14 protein-coding genes are annotated in these 13,911 nt (G+C 43.2%); 9 read left to right on the forward strand and 5 right to left on the reverse strand.

Features of this window, described 5'->3' with window-relative positions; genetic code table 11:
- Positions 1-32: 32 nt before the first annotated feature.
- Both Q9R21_RS10185 and Q9R21_RS10190 read right to left on the reverse strand, forming a co-directional pair.
- Positions 33-488: a hypothetical protein gene (locus Q9R21_RS10185; protein WP_004278778.1), complete on the reverse strand. Its 456-nt coding sequence runs from the start codon at positions 486-488 to the stop codon at positions 33-35.
- A 245-nt stretch (positions 489-733) separates the two neighbouring features.
- On the reverse strand, positions 734-1,150 hold the full coding sequence (locus Q9R21_RS10190) for a glycine zipper domain-containing protein (protein WP_004278777.1): 417 nt from the start codon (positions 1,148-1,150) through the stop codon (positions 734-736).
- Between the two features lie 345 nt (positions 1,151-1,495).
- Between Q9R21_RS10190 and prfA the strand changes: the two genes are divergently transcribed.
- Positions 1,496-2,584 carry a peptide chain release factor 1 gene (gene prfA / locus Q9R21_RS10195; protein WP_004645400.1) on the forward strand — a complete coding sequence of 363 codons (1,089 nt, stop codon included), beginning with the start codon at positions 1,496-1,498 and terminating at the stop codon, positions 2,582-2,584.
- Positions 2,584-3,402, forward strand: a complete 819-nt coding sequence (gene prmC, locus Q9R21_RS10200; RefSeq protein ID WP_311204400.1) for a peptide chain release factor N(5)-glutamine methyltransferase — start codon at positions 2,584-2,586, stop codon at positions 3,400-3,402. The genes prfA and prmC overlap by 1 nt, the downstream gene beginning before the upstream one ends.
- 178 nt (positions 3,403-3,580) lie before the next feature.
- Here the strand turns inward: prmC and Q9R21_RS10205 are convergent, their stop codons facing one another.
- A complete protein-coding gene (locus Q9R21_RS10205; RefSeq protein ID WP_311204401.1) occupies positions 3,581-3,934 on the reverse strand; it encodes a hypothetical protein in 354 nt (117 codons plus the stop codon).
- A gap of 227 nt (positions 3,935-4,161) precedes the next feature.
- The gene (locus tag Q9R21_RS10210; RefSeq protein ID WP_311204402.1) at positions 4,162-5,184 is read right to left on the reverse strand and encodes an AraC family transcriptional regulator; all 1,023 of its coding nucleotides are present in this window, start codon (positions 5,182-5,184) and stop codon (positions 4,162-4,164) included.
- Positions 5,185-5,321: 137 nt separating this feature from the next.
- On the opposite strand from Q9R21_RS10210, the gene Q9R21_RS10215 reads away from it, so the two are divergent.
- The 3 genes from Q9R21_RS10215 (at position 5,322) to Q9R21_RS10225 (ending at position 9,392) form a co-directional block, all read left to right on the forward strand.
- A complete protein-coding gene (locus Q9R21_RS10215; RefSeq protein WP_311204403.1) occupies positions 5,322-6,092 on the forward strand; it encodes a 3-hydroxyacyl-CoA dehydrogenase in 771 nt (256 codons plus the stop codon).
- Between the two features lie 246 nt (positions 6,093-6,338).
- Entirely contained in the window at positions 6,339-7,475 is a 1,137-nt protein-coding gene (locus tag Q9R21_RS10220) for an acyl-CoA dehydrogenase family protein (RefSeq protein WP_311204404.1), read from the forward strand.
- Positions 7,476-7,745: 270 nt separating this feature from the next.
- The gene (locus Q9R21_RS10225; RefSeq protein WP_311204405.1) at positions 7,746-9,392 is read left to right on the forward strand and encodes an AMP-binding protein; all 1,647 of its coding nucleotides are present in this window, start codon (positions 7,746-7,748) and stop codon (positions 9,390-9,392) included.
- Positions 9,393-9,648: 256 nt separating this feature from the next.
- On the opposite strand, the gene Q9R21_RS10230 is transcribed toward Q9R21_RS10225, so the two are convergent.
- Positions 9,649-10,179, reverse strand: a complete 531-nt coding sequence (locus Q9R21_RS10230) for a pyridoxamine 5'-phosphate oxidase family protein (RefSeq protein ID WP_311204406.1) — start codon at positions 10,177-10,179, stop codon at positions 9,649-9,651.
- A 484-nt stretch (positions 10,180-10,663) separates the two neighbouring features.
- On the opposite strand from Q9R21_RS10230, the gene Q9R21_RS10235 reads away from it, so the two are divergent.
- The 4 genes from Q9R21_RS10235 to Q9R21_RS10250 all read left to right on the forward strand — a co-directional run bounded on the left by Q9R21_RS10235 (position 10,664) and on the right by Q9R21_RS10250 (position 13,702).
- Complete coding sequence (locus tag Q9R21_RS10235; protein ID WP_311204415.1) at positions 10,664-11,434, forward strand: HesA/MoeB/ThiF family protein; 771 nt, start codon at positions 10,664-10,666, stop codon at positions 11,432-11,434.
- Positions 11,435-11,492: 58 nt separating this feature from the next.
- Positions 11,493-12,791 carry an AarF/UbiB family protein gene (locus Q9R21_RS10240; protein WP_311204407.1) on the forward strand — a complete coding sequence of 433 codons (1,299 nt, stop codon included), beginning with the start codon at positions 11,493-11,495 and terminating at the stop codon, positions 12,789-12,791.
- A gap of 136 nt (positions 12,792-12,927) precedes the next feature.
- Complete coding sequence (folB, locus tag Q9R21_RS10245; protein WP_004278766.1) at positions 12,928-13,308, forward strand: dihydroneopterin aldolase; 381 nt, start codon at positions 12,928-12,930, stop codon at positions 13,306-13,308.
- The gene (locus tag Q9R21_RS10250; protein WP_253147515.1) at positions 13,265-13,702 is read left to right on the forward strand and encodes a 2-amino-4-hydroxy-6-hydroxymethyldihydropteridine diphosphokinase; all 438 of its coding nucleotides are present in this window, start codon (positions 13,265-13,267) and stop codon (positions 13,700-13,702) included. Before folB ends, Q9R21_RS10250 begins: the two co-directional genes overlap by 44 nt.
- The last annotated feature ends 209 nt before the right edge of the window (positions 13,703-13,911 follow it).

The following is a 13,911-nucleotide window of genomic DNA, read 5'->3' on the forward strand; positions in this document are numbered from 1 at the left end:
TATAAAGGAGGAAAGAATAAGGGGAGAGAATCTTAACGACGACGGTTGTTATAGCGATAATCGTTATAACGGTAGTTACGAGAAGAGTTATAGCGACGTTCGCTGCGGTCATCATAACGACGGTCTTCGCTAACTTTTTTACCTAAAGCTGAACCACCTGCTGAACCCAGTGCCGCACCGATATAACCACCGTTAGTGCCTGCCATGTTTCGGCCAACTGCATAACCTGCACCGCCACCTAAAGCACCACCGATAATCGCACCATTACGGTCACGTTTATTTGCCGCTACTGCGGCACCCGCACCGCCACCAATCGCTGAACCGATTGTTGCACCAGTGGTACCGCCCATCTTATTACCTACTGCAGCACCAACAACCCCACCTAGTGCAGAAGCTAAAGCTGTATTGGTTGTATTGCCTGCATTGGCAGCTGTCATACCCATGGCTGAGGTTGCTACAACAGCGATCATTAGAGATTTATAGTTCATGAGGACACCTTCTATATATCTAGCTATATTTTGTTGATGAGATAAATTTAATCTAGCAAGCGCCAAACAGCATGGAGGCAATGTTGGCGAATTGTGATTTTTATCTCCTTAATTTATTCATGATGTGGGCAGGATAATTCCATGTATTAATTGAAAATTCACGTAGTAAAGCAGCAATAAAAAAAGCACCAAAAGGTGCTTTTTATGTTAAATGTAGCGTCTAGTCTAAACTGCCTGAACGCAAATTAACGGTAACGTTTTTTCCAGTGTTTAGAGCGTTTTTCCACTGCTTTATCTTTGGCAATCTTGTTACCCAGTGCCGCACCACCGGCAGCACCTAAGGCTGAACCGATATAACCACCGTTAGTACCGCCCATATTTTTACCTACGGTATAACCGGCACCGCCACCTAGGGCACCACCAATGGCAGATTCAGTACGGTTTTTCTTGCTGCTTGCAACTGCTGCACCGCCAGCACCACCTAAAGCAGCACCAATGGTTGCGCCGGTGTTACCGCCCATGTTTTTACCTAATGCTGTACCTGCAACACTACCTAAAGCACTTGCTGCTGCAACACGCGCTGTACTGTCGGCATGTGCGTTTACGGTCATCATTGAACCAGCAGCTAAAACTGTACTCATTAAAAGTGCGTTGAGTTTCATGTCATCACTCCGTGTCCATCAACAGGACTGTAATTATTTCGATGCGGAAAATGTAACAAATCATGCCCAAAACAATATGAAGATGTTTCTTCATAATTCCCTGCTTTATTTGGCGAATTGTAAAATCGGCAAGAAATAAGAATAAGATCGACTATAAAAAAGGCAATTCCACTGTTTTTAATCATATTTGTTAACAAATGCTGTAGAGCACGAATGATAGCAACGCGGACTTACTCAATAATGATGTTCATTAGAAGCCAGAGTCGTTAAACTAGGCGCAATTTTTTGATTTCGCTGTGCTAAATCGGTTTTTAGTCCCAGCCTATGTTTGAGATTTTTTAGAAAATGAAAGAATCGTTACGTTTACGATTAGACCAACTCTCTGACCGCCATGAAGAATTGACCGCATTACTGGCTGATGTAGAAGTCATTTCTGATAATAAGCGCTTCCGTCAATTGTCACGTGAGCATAATGACTTAACAGAAATCACCAATGTCTGGACCAAGTACAGACAGGCTGAAGAAGACATTGAAACAGCTCAGGCCATGCTGTCAGATCCGGACTTTAAGGAAATGGCGCAGGAAGAAATTAAAGAGAATAAAGCTTTAATTGAATCGCTTGAAGCAGACTTGAACATCTTGATGATTCCGAAAGATCCGAATGATGCCAACTCGGCTTATCTTGAGATTCGTGCCGGAACCGGCGGCGATGAAGCTGCGATTTTCTCAGGCGATTTATTTCGTATGTATAGTAAATATGCGGAAAACCAAGGCTGGCGTATTGAAATCCTCTCTGAAAATGAAGGCGAACATGGTGGCTATAAAGAAGTCATCTGCCTGATTAATGGTGACGGGGTTTACGGTCGTCTAAAATTTGAAAGTGGTGCGCATCGTGTACAGCGTGTACCAGCGACCGAATCACAAGGCCGTGTGCATACCTCAGCATGTACCGTTGCGATTCTTCCTGAAATTGATGTCGATACCTCGGTTGAAATCAATTCATCCGATTTGCGGATTGATACGTATCGTGCTTCAGGTGCAGGCGGTCAGCACGTTAACAAAACCGATTCTGCAGTACGTATTACCCACATTCCAACTGGCACAGTGGTGGAATGTCAGGAAGAGCGTTCACAGCATAAGAACAAGGCCAAAGCGATGGCACTGCTGGTATCACGTTTGGAAAATGCCAAACGTGCAGCAGCAGATGCAGCAACCTCGGAAATGCGTCGTGACCTGGTGGGATCGGGTGATCGTTCGGAACGTATCCGTACCTATAACTATCCGCAAGGTCGTATGACCGATCACCGCATTAACCTGACTTTATACAAGCTGGATGCCGTGATGGAAGGTGATTTGACCGAATTGCTGGATAGTCTGCACCGCGAATATCAGGCGGATCAGTTGGCCATGCTTGCACAGCAGAATGGTGGATAATGAATATTTTACAAGCGCTGGCTTTACGCGGCGAAGCTGAAAGTTACGAACGTCAGGAAAATGCCTGGTTACTGGAACACATCACCAAGATTGATTCATTTGATCTACTGATGAAAAAGGATCAGGAATTAACGCCTGAACAGGAACAGGTGTATAAAGACGGGTTGGCGCGTATTGCTGCTGGCGAGCCTTTGGCTTATGTCACTGGTTCACAGCCATTCTGGACTTTGGACCTCAAAGTGACCAAAGATACCTTGGTGCCACGTCCGGATACTGAAGTACTGGTTGAGACGGTATTGAAGTTAGACCTGCCTGAAGATGCCCGTGTAGTAGATTTGGGTACAGGTACTGGCGCAATTGCCTTATCACTGGCATCTGAACGTTCTAACTGGACAGTAACGGCTTCCGATATCTACGAGCCTACGCTTGAGGTGGCGAAATATAATGCGGAACAACATGATATTGAGAATGTAGAATTCGTTCTAGGTTCATGGTTGAAACCATTTGGCCGTCAATTCTTTGATGCCATTGTATCGAATCCACCCTATATCGACCCTGATGATGTGCATATGCAGAATCTGGCGACTGAACCGGAACGTGCGCTGGCGGCAGATAAAAAGGGGCTGGCCGATATTGAAATGATTATTCTGCAAGCCAAGAAGCATTTGACCGTGAAAGGTTGGGTGGTGCTTGAGCATGGTTATAATCAGGCAGACGCCGTACAACATCTATTTAAACAGGCGGGTTATAAGCAAGTCCGCACGGTTAAAGATTATGGCGGGAATGATCGCGTAACTTTGGGTCAATGGCCACATTAATCTGTCATCTATCTTTATAAAAAAGCGACCGATGTGGTCGCTTTTTTATTGGATTTTTTCTTTATAAATTCCTGACTGCATCTGAAACCTTAAGTATTTTGAATGACATGACGCCAACGCAGTATAACTAAAAACAAAAAAGCGATGCATCTGCATCGCTTTTTGGAGTTGGCTCAATTTAAACCGGATAGTCTTGCAGACCATCATAGACTTCGACCTGATCCAGGCTACCTGTTTCCATTGCCAGACAAAGTGCTACAACTTTCACGGTATCTGCCAGATATTGTTCATCTTTAAGCGCAATACCTTGTTGCAGGGCGACAATACGATCTGCCGGAATCTCTAGGGCTGCCGCAGTTTCAGTTGCATCAACACGGTTAAAGAACTGAACGACAACATCTTTAAGTGCTGAGTCAGAGGCATTTAAAATACCTTGATTAAGTTGTTCAGAGATTTGATCAGCTGAATGAAGTAAAGCATTGGTGAAGTTTTGAACAAGATTCTGTTCAAGGACATCAGTCATCTTTAACATGAAAATACCTTCAACTTAGGAGAGAATTTGGGAGTATAGCCAATAGCAAAGTGCTATAAATTGAGTGAAAAATAATCTATTCTTGGGCGGATTGCAAAGCTTTCTGGATGACTGTGTAGTCCTGCTAATATATGTTTTAGGACTTGAAATATATAACTCTAATAAAACTAGTGGTTTAGATTGTAAGCATGTTGAATTAAGATTTTTAGAGTCTAAGTTTATATAAATTATCGAATGCTATTTTGCCGATAGGCGCCTGGACTGACTCCTGTCCATTTCTTAAATGCACGATGAAAGGCACTCGGTTCCTGAAAGTTGAGCTGATCACTGATTTCTTGCAAACTTTGTTCAGTCCGGGTCAATAACTCGATTGCGGTATCGCGACGTATCTCGTTTTTTAATTGCTGGTAACTGACACCTTCGCTTTTTAAACGCCGTTGCATGGTAGCTTCAGACATATTCATTTTTAAGGCAAGTTCATTTAGCTCTAGCCATTCTGAAGGTGCAACTTGCAGTAGTTGTCTGCGAATCTGGGTACTGAGTGCATAAGGATTTTTAAAACGCACCAATAAATTGTGTGGTGTTTGCTGGATAAACTGATACCAGGACTGCGCATCCTGCTTAATTGGCAGTTGCAGATAGCTGGCATCAAACTGCACATAGTTTTCACTGGCCTGATATTCAATCTGTTCACAAAAACGGACTTTATAATCAAAATCATCGGGTGGTGCCGGGCATTTCAATTGGATTTGATTGAGCAAAATCCGTTGTCCGCTTAACCAGCAGATCAAGGTATGAATCAGCATCAGATAAGTCGCATAGCTAAACATGCGTTTGGTTGGTTTTAGGTCATAAATCACGATATAGGCATAGTTTTCTTCAACCATCAGCGTGCTTTGCAGGTCGTCCAAAACCAGATTAAGGAATTGCAAAATGTGTTGTAGTGCTTTTTCTAAGGTGTCGGCTTGCATGACCATTTTTGATAGCAATTTAAAGCTGCCACGGCGCATGGCATGACTGTCCATGCCAAAAAATTCATCATTCATGCTGTCTGCAAGCACGGTCCATAACTGGGCAAACTGGCTGACCGATACGCGTGCCTTGGGCGCATTTAGGACTTCCGCTGGAATATTGGCTTTTTTCAAAATGGCAGCAATGTCAAATTGCAGCCGTTTGGCATCCAGCAAGGCTTCCTTGACCAGATCAATTGAAATCGTGCCTTTGCTATATTCCAGTACAGGCTTATGCATGTTCAATGTGGCATCCTTATTTTCATTGTCCAAATACCTCAGGCAAGATGCAATATTTGGAAATTGTACAGAATAAAAACTCTGTTTACTCTGCATATTAAGTCGTATCTAAAATAGAAAAAAGTTAGGGAATAAAAATGAAAATTCAGGGAAAAGTTATTGTAGTAACAGGCGGAGCATCGGGTTTGGGTGCTGCTACAGCTGTGCATCTGGTTGAGCAAGGTGCCAAAGTGATTCTGGTCGATATGAATCAGGAACAGGGCGCAGCATTACAACAGCAACTCGGTGAGCAGTCTGAATTTGTACAGCTCGATGTGACCGATGAACAGGCAGTAGAAACGTTCTTTGCCCATGTCGAAAATAGGTATGGTCAACTGAATGGCTTGATTAACTGTGCCGGAATTGCACCTTCTGCCAAAGTGCTGGGGCGCAACGGTATCCATGAGTTGGCAATGTTTCAAAAAGTGCTGAATATTAACGTGAATGGCACATTTAATATGCTACGTCATGCAGCAGCCTTAATGGCAAAATATCAGCTGCAATCTGGTGAAGAAGAGCGCGGTGTGATTGTAAATACGGCTTCGGTCGCTGCTTATGATGGTCAAATTGGTCAGACTGCCTATGCGGCTTCTAAAGGTGCAGTAGTCGCAATGACTTTACCTCTGGCACGTGAACTGGCCCGTGAAGCGATCCGTGTCATGACCATCGCGCCGGGCATTATGGAAACTCCGATGCTGAAAGGCATGCCGCAAAATGTCCAGGATGCTTTGGGGCAAATGGTGCCGTTTCCACCACGTCTGGCAAAACCACAGGAATTTGCCCATCTGGTGGGACATATTTTTGAAAATAGTTATTTGAATGGTGAGGTCATTCGTTTGGATGGCGCAATCCGTATGCAGCCTAAATAAGTTTTCGATTTATATAGGACATGATGATTTGCACAGCTACCAATTTCTCATTGAATTTAAATGAATTTGCTTAAGCATGCATTTTCTTTTGAAGGATCAAAAGAAACAAAAATCCTTTGCGAAACTGAAGATACATCCCTGTATCTCAGTTTCGCAGGCGACATCCATGCCGCCTTATCCGACGTGCCAACGATCTCAATAGTAAAAAGCTTGAAGTAAATAAATAGATATAGAAAGGGAAGTTCAATGATTTTAAATGACGAACAAAAAATGATTCAGGACATGATGCGCAATTACTCGCAGCAGAAACTGAAACCGACAGCGGCCTTACGCGACAAAACTGCACAATTCCCTGCACAAGAACTTAAAGAACTCGGTGAGCTTGGCGCATTGGGTATGACAGTGGCTGAAGAATGGGGCGGCGCAGGTCTGGATTATGTGTCACTGGTCTTGGCACTAGAGGAGATCGCCGCAGGTGATGGTGCAATATCGACGATTGTCAGTGTGCAGAATTCTTTACCTTGTGGCATTACCCAGCGTTATGGCACAGAGGAACAAAAACAACAGTATTTAACCAAGCTGGCAACAGGTGAATGGCTCGGCTGTTTCTGCTTGACAGAACCTCAGGCCGGTTCGGATGCCAGTTCGCTGGAGTGTAAAGCCGAACGTGATGGTGATGAATGGGTGTTAAATGGCACCAAGCAGTTTATCACGACAGGTAAACACGCACAGATTGCACTAGTCTTTGCTGTGACTGATAAATCGGCAGGGAAAAAAGGTATTTCATGCTTTCTGGTGCCGACCGATGCACCGGGTTATATCGTGTCACGTCTAGAAGAGAAAATGGGTCAACATTGTTCCGATACCGCGACCATCGTTCTGGATAAATGCCGAATTCCTGCTGCCAACTTGTTGGGGCAGGAAGGTGAAGGTTATAAAATTGCCTTGTCGAACCTTGAATCGGGTCGGATCGGCATTGCGGCACAATCTGTCGGTATGGCGCGGGCTGCACTGGATGCTGCAGTGGAATATGCCAATGACCGTAAAGCCTTTGGTGTAGAAATTGTGCAACATCAGGCTGTGGCGTTCAAGCTTGCAGATATGGCGACACAAATTGAAGCCGCACGTCAGCTCGTTTTGCATGCTGCAACATTAAAAGATGCAGGCTTGGCGTGTTTAAAAGAAGCATCGATGGCAAAACTGTTTGCATCGACTATTGCAGAAAGAGTCTGCTCGGATGCGATCCAGATTCATGGTGGCTACGGTTATGTCTCTGATTTTCCGGTCGAGCGAATTTATCGTGATGTACGAGTGAGCCAGATTTATGAAGGTGCATCAGATATTCAACGACTGGTGATTGCACGTGAAGTATGTCAACGCTGATTTTTTAATTTAAAAAAACAGACTTTGATTGATGTTTAAATCCTGCACTTACTATTGATGGATATGGAAATTGCAGGATTTAACTGAACATGATGATCTAAAGACATACAGTACGAATAATCGAAAAATAAGCCTTATTCATGTTCTAGTCCTAGGGCATGAATGCAGATTTAAAAAAGTATGCTGATGGAATCAGCAGGAACAACAAATACAAATGGACAAACTCAGGCAAGGTCGCCTGAAAAATACAATAGGAAAGAGGTTGTCGTCATGAAGACATTAGAACAGGCATATGCTGATTTTAATTTTGAAAATATGGTTCAGGAACATCTGGTTGGAAACGCAGATAGTATTAATGCTTATACCGAATGCTGTGGTCGCTACCTGGGTCAAAACCGAACTGCACTGATTTGGGAAGGTAAAAATGGAGACGCAGAGCAGTGGACCTTTGAACAGCTGGCCGTGGCTTCAGGACAGCTGGCCAATTATATGCATTCTCTGGGTTTAAAGGCAGGTGACTGTATTGCCGGATTGCTGCCAAGAACGCCAGCACTCTTAATTACCATACTGGCCACCTGGCGGATCGGTGCCATATACCAACCTTTATTTACTGCCTTTGAAAGCAAAGCCATTGAACATCGCATCAGTACCGCTGGCACCCAGTTGATTGTTACTGATGAAGAGCAGCGACTGAAACTTCATGATCTCAATGTCCCTAATATTCTGACTGTGCATCAAACAGCGGCAGATGATTATCAAGATGCTGATTTCTGGACAGCCTTACAGCAGCAACCGGAAGAGTTTGAACCGGTAAATTGCCAGTTTAATGATATTTTCCTGATGATGTTTACTTCAGGTACGACAGGCTTGGCAAAATCGGTTCCTGTGCCTTTAAAAGCCTTGTTGGCCTTTAAAGGCTATATGCTGCACGCGGTAGATCTGCGAGATGAAGATTCCTTCTGGAATCTGGCAGACCCGGGCTGGGCGTATGGACTGTATTATGGCATTGCAGGGCCGCTCAGTTTAGGGCACAGCATCATCATGGATGAACGTGGTTTTAGTGTCGATAATGCCGTACAAATCATTCAAAAATATCAGGTTAGTAACCTGACCGGTTCGCCAACCGCATTTCGCATGTTCTTTGGTTTTAAAGAAAAATTTGATGCAGGCATCAGTTCGCATTTACGCGTGGTAAGCAGTGCAGGTGAGCCGCTCACGCCTGAAGTGATTCAGTGGTTCAATCATGATTTAAGTGTGAATATTTACGATCAATATGGACAGACTGAACTGGGTATGGTGATCGCCAATCATCATGGCTTGGAGCATTATAAAAAAGTTGGTTCAGCCGGTTTTGCTATTCCTGGGCATCGTTTTGCTGTATTGGACAAAGAACATCAGGAAGTAGAAAAAGGCGGGATTGGAACCTTGGCAATTGACTGTGCAGCTTCACCGTTGATGTGGTTTGAAGGCTATGCAGGCCACAACCGCAAGTCATTTGTCGGGCAGTATTATCTCACTGGTGATACCGTGAAGCTGAATGAATATGGCGGTATTGATTTTATTGGACGTGCAGATGATGTCATTACAACCTCAGGATATCGGGTTGGACCTTTTGATGTAGAAAGTACTTTGCTTGAATGTGAAGAAGTGCTTGAATCTGCAGTCGTCGGCAAGCCAGATCCAGAACGTACTGAAATTGTGAAAGCCTTTGTAGTACTTAAATCAGCATATCCAGCCACTGAAGATTTAATGTTAAAATTGCAAAGTTATGTACGTTCACGTTTATCCAAACATGCCTATCCGAAAGAGATTGAGTTTGTGACATCTTTACCGAAGACATCGAGTGGCAAGATTCAGCGCAATTTACTCAAACAGCAGGAAGTTGCTAAACTTCAAGAGATAAAGCGAGTCAGCTAATTTTTCAAAATTCATCTTTTGATTGAATACTAAAAGGCTGCCATGGCAGCCTTTTGGTTTTTTAAGAAATAAATCTTCTACTCAAATTTTAGTTAGATATTGCGTCGATTTTCCCAAGCTTATATTTTTAAGAGAGCAGATTAAGGCAAGCAAAAATTATAATTTTTTATGTCATTACAGTGGAATTACATTGATATTTAAAATTAAATATATCAAAAAATTAGCCTCTTAATTTCAAGAGGCTAAATCTCATTCATTACCAGATATTACTTTGTAGATTCACTTTTTGATGTTCTGCATGCGGTTCGCCCGCTTCACCAGTTACGCCGCCTTTTAAAGCTTTAAAAAGCTGGGTGACTTTGTTGTCTGTCACATTCCAATATTCTGCGCTGATTGCTTCAGCAATCAATACCCGTACGGTAGGATCATCTTTGCCTTCAAACCAGTTTTCAGCCCACGGATTCCACAACTGTTCAATCAGAATGCGGTCAGTACTGATCTGGGCATGTGCACTAATCGACACGTAAATACCATCTGATGGTTTTGCAAAAGACAGACCAATCTGAACACGGCCTGTTTCTGCTGCTTTGACCAGATCATTGGTGTTACGCAGGATGAAATATAAGTTTTGACGTTCATTCATCTGCTCGGAGTTCAGCATGGTCATCGGCTGGGAGTGTATTTCATGTGTGTCGGTTAAATGGCTGATCATGGTGTAACGAACATCCTTGATCAATTCCCATAATTTTTCACGATTATCATGTTGAGTATTGTTATGCTCGGTCATGTATGTTCTCCATACGATTTTATGAAAGCTGAAAAGATTGCTTGGTATTTTCAGATTAATCATATTTAGAGACAGATGCCTTAGGTCTCACTGAACTCATACATTTTCATACTCAAATATAGGCAGAGACTACAGAATTGCTAAACAAGACAGCTCGATTTACAGGGAAATTTAATAACAAAGATTTTAAAAACTTCAGGTCTGACACCTTTTATAAGTTAGAAAAAGCTGTTTGCCGGAACCATTGAATTGAGGTGATTCAAAAAATCTTGCCAAGCCATAGCCGCTGCATCTTGATACCGAGCGTTTAGCTGATATGCTAGTTGCCATCAACGATGGCCGAACCATTTATTGATGTGCTGTGAATTGAATGTGAGATTGATATTCCAGAGATTTATCAGTCCTTAAAAAATTCAGTAAAGCTAATTTTTGCGATCATTGTTAAAAATTTTCGAAACAAGGAAAGACGTTGTCTACATTTAACATGGATGCCATATCCCCAGAATTCGAACTCACCGATGCTGAACTGCATCTGTATAGCCGTCAGATTCTTCTGGATGGCTGGGATATTGATGCGCAGGAGCGACTGAAATTTTCTAATGTCTGTATTATTGGTTGTGGCGGAATTGGCTGTGCACTGGCAGAACTTCTGGCGCGCGCAGGTGTAGGGAAAATCACCCTGATCGATCCAGATACTATCGAGATGAGTAATTTACAGCGACAACTGGCATTTATGCCGCAGGATATTGGATTTTATAAGGCAGAAACTCTGGCCAAAAGACTGGGCCAGATTAATCCGAATGTACAAGTTGAATATATCAATCAGGCTTTAACGGCTGAGAATGCAGTAAGTGTGATCGAGCATCAGGATCTGGTATTGGATGGCTGTGATCAGTTTGCCACACGCTATCTGGTCAATCACATTTGCGTGGAGCTGAATGTGCCCTTATTGAGTGCCTCTGCGATTGGCTTGCAAGGCCAGCTGTTTATGGTCGAAGGGGATTCCGCCTGTTATGCCTGCCTGTTTCCGCCAGAAAATCAGGCCGATGAAAGTCTGCGCTGTGCAGACTCCGGTGTACTGGCGACCACCCCGAATGTGATGGCCAGCTTGCAGGCACATCATGCCTTGTTATATCTGGGATTGGGCCAGATGCCACTTCGACAAAAGCTGTTGTTGTGGGATGGACTGAGTTTTAAGCAGCGGATTCTCGCTTTCGAAAAAGATACAGATTGCCCAATCTGTCAGGCAAGATAAGCCTGCAAAGTGAATTTTTTTTGCTACACTGCGTGTAATTAATTTTTCCTAAGACATTATGAAAAACAATATCTGGTTAGATGGAATACGTTCAGTTGCCCGTATGGGAGAAACAGCGGTCGTTGCGGCCAAGGCGGGCATTAAGTATGCCACTGAAAAGCCAAGCAATGCCAAGCTCATGCGTGAAACTTTCGAATCTTTGGGTTCGACCTATATCAAGCTGGGGCAGTTTATTGCCAGTACGCCGTCGCTGTTTCCACGTGAATACGTTGAAGAATTTCAGGGCTGTCTGGATCAGACTCCACGCTTGCCGTTTAGCTATATCCAGCAAGTGTTGGCTTCTGAATTTGCAGGACGTAACCTGGATGAAATCTTTGAATCGATTGATGAAACGCCATTAGCCTCTGCATCTATTGCACAGGTGCATGCGGCCAAACTGGTGTCTGGCGAAGATGTCGTGATTAAAGTACAAAAACCGGGCGTAGAAACCATTTTGTACACTGACTTGAATGTGCTGCATTGGGCAACCAAGTTGCTGGAAAAAGCAGTCCCGAAAGTTAAGTTTGCTTCACTGGCTGACATTGTCGAAGAAATCAAAACCCGTATGGTGCGTGAAGTCGATTTTATCGAAGAAGCCCAGAATCTGGATGATTTTGTTAATTACCTGAATATCACCAACAATCAGGCAGCCACTGCACCTAAGGTTTATCATCAATATTCAACCCGTCGTGTGCTCACCATGCAGCGTTTATACGGTGTGCCTTTGACAGATTTTGAAGTGGTCAAAAAAGTATCCAAAGATCCATCTCAAGTACTTATCACTGCGATGAATACCTGGTTTGGCAGCTTGATGATGTGTAACAGTTTCCATGCCGATCTGCATGCAGGCAACCTGATGCTACTTGAAGATGGCCGTGTCGGTTTTATTGATTTCGGTATTGTCGGTCAGCTCAAGCCTGAAGTATGGACTGCCTGTATGACATTTATGGATTCATTGCAACATACCAATTATGAGCTGATGGCGCAAAACATGCTGAAAATGGGCATGACTGCTGTGCAGATTGACACCAAAGTCTTGGCTGCTGATCTGGAACGTTTATTTAGCGGTGTATTGATGGCGGATCCGCAGGAATTGTTAACGTCCAACCCTGCTGACCTGAACGATATCATGATGGATATGGTGGCTGTGGGTGAACGTCATGGCATCCGGTTCCCGCGCGATTTTGCCTTGCTGTTCAAGCAAATGCTGTATTTCGACCGTTTCATGCGAATTCTTGCGCCGTATACCGATATCTATGCCGATCAGCGTTTGCAAATGGTGCAAAGCATGGATCCGAATCTGCTGTTAAAGCATTAATTTAATCCCTCCCGACCTCCCTTTCTAAAGGGAGGAGTTTCTCATTGCTTGATAAAGTAGAAGCGATAAAAGTCCCTCTTTATAAAAGAGGGATTTAGGGAGATTAGTTGTAAATATCATATTCTCGAGCAATCCAATGGACGCCATTATTATTGAAGGTTTAAAAGTTGAGACAGTCGTTGGCTGCTTTAACTGGGAGCGTCAAATTATTCAGCCTTTAATGCTGGATTTGATCATTCAAACCGATTTAGAACAGGCATCAAACTCAGATGCACTTGCAGATACGTTGAATTATGCAGAAATTTGTGAGATTTCCAGTAAAGTCATTCAAGACGCCAAGCCTGAATTGATTGAACATGCAGCAAAATTAGTGCTGAATGCACTTTTTACTACCTTTACAGCAATTGAATCGATTAATATTACGATCCGTAAGCCTGCCATTATCGCGCAAGCCAATTCTGTAGGGATACGTCTTGAACGCCACCGAAACGATTTTCGCCCTAGCATTAGCGAGTAATTGTCATCCTCAGCAACATTTTCAAGCTGCACAGCAACGTATTTCTGAATGGGGAGAAGTTCAGTTTTCTCCCATTTATATGATTCCTTGCCGCGATGGCATCGGCGCAGATTACTGGAATGCAGCGTGTTTATTGCGAAGTTCGGTGTCCAGTGAGGAGATGATTGAGTTGCTCAAACAGCTGGAACAGGCATCAGGGCGAGTACGTCCATCCCATCAGATTACTTTGGATGTTGATTTGATTGCCTGGGGATCAGATCTTCAACATATGCAGTTCAATGAAAAAAAATTGCCCTTGGCTCTGGATGTGAAAGTGCCCATGTTTGATGTTTGGCATGATGCCATGTTTGAACATGGATCACATAGCTTTCCAACAGTTGAACAGCTGATTTGAATCAAATCACCTAATTTTCTGCTAATACAATTTATCTAGTACGAATGGTTAACCAGCCTGATCAAACAAGATCAGGCTTTTGTATGATGCAGTTTTTTGTTTTTATATGAAAAAAAAATTCAGATAAGATGAGATGCTTAGGTTTAGAACTCATTTAAAAATGAAAATATTGGAAATTGTGGTTTCGGTCATTTTAATCCTTGGGATTC

This window comes from Acinetobacter sp. RG5 (genome assembly GCF_031844265.1).
Lineage (GTDB): Bacteria > Pseudomonadota > Gammaproteobacteria > Pseudomonadales > Moraxellaceae > Acinetobacter.

Bases quoted from the DNA above. Each gene is read 5' to 3' on its own strand.
- Q9R21_RS10185 (WP_004278778.1), bottom strand. From the start codon at position 488: ATGAACTATAAATCTCTAATGATCGCTGTTGTAGCAACCTCAGCCATG.
- Q9R21_RS10190 (WP_004278777.1), bottom strand. From the start codon at position 1,150: ATGAAACTCAACGCACTTTTAATGAGTACAGTTTTAGCTGCTGGTTCA.
- prfA (WP_004645400.1), top strand. From the start codon at position 1,496: ATGAAAGAATCGTTACGTTTACGATTAGACCAACTCTCTGACCGCCAT.
- prmC (WP_311204400.1), top strand. From the start codon at position 2,584: ATGAATATTTTACAAGCGCTGGCTTTACGCGGCGAAGCTGAAAGTTAC.
- Q9R21_RS10205 (WP_311204401.1), bottom strand. From the start codon at position 3,934: ATGTTAAAGATGACTGATGTCCTTGAACAGAATCTTGTTCAAAACTTC.
- Q9R21_RS10210 (WP_311204402.1), bottom strand. From the start codon at position 5,184: ATGCATAAGCCTGTACTGGAATATAGCAAAGGCACGATTTCAATTGAT.
- Q9R21_RS10215 (WP_311204403.1), top strand. From the start codon at position 5,322: ATGAAAATTCAGGGAAAAGTTATTGTAGTAACAGGCGGAGCATCGGGT.
- Q9R21_RS10220 (WP_311204404.1), top strand. From the start codon at position 6,339: ATGATTTTAAATGACGAACAAAAAATGATTCAGGACATGATGCGCAAT.
- Q9R21_RS10225 (WP_311204405.1), top strand. From the start codon at position 7,746: ATGAAGACATTAGAACAGGCATATGCTGATTTTAATTTTGAAAATATG.
- Q9R21_RS10230 (WP_311204406.1), bottom strand. From the start codon at position 10,179: ATGACCGAGCATAACAATACTCAACATGATAATCGTGAAAAATTATGG.
- Q9R21_RS10235 (WP_311204415.1), top strand. From the start codon at position 10,664: ATGGATGCCATATCCCCAGAATTCGAACTCACCGATGCTGAACTGCAT.
- Q9R21_RS10240 (WP_311204407.1), top strand. From the start codon at position 11,493: ATGAAAAACAATATCTGGTTAGATGGAATACGTTCAGTTGCCCGTATG.
- folB (WP_004278766.1), top strand. From the start codon at position 12,928: ATGGACGCCATTATTATTGAAGGTTTAAAAGTTGAGACAGTCGTTGGC.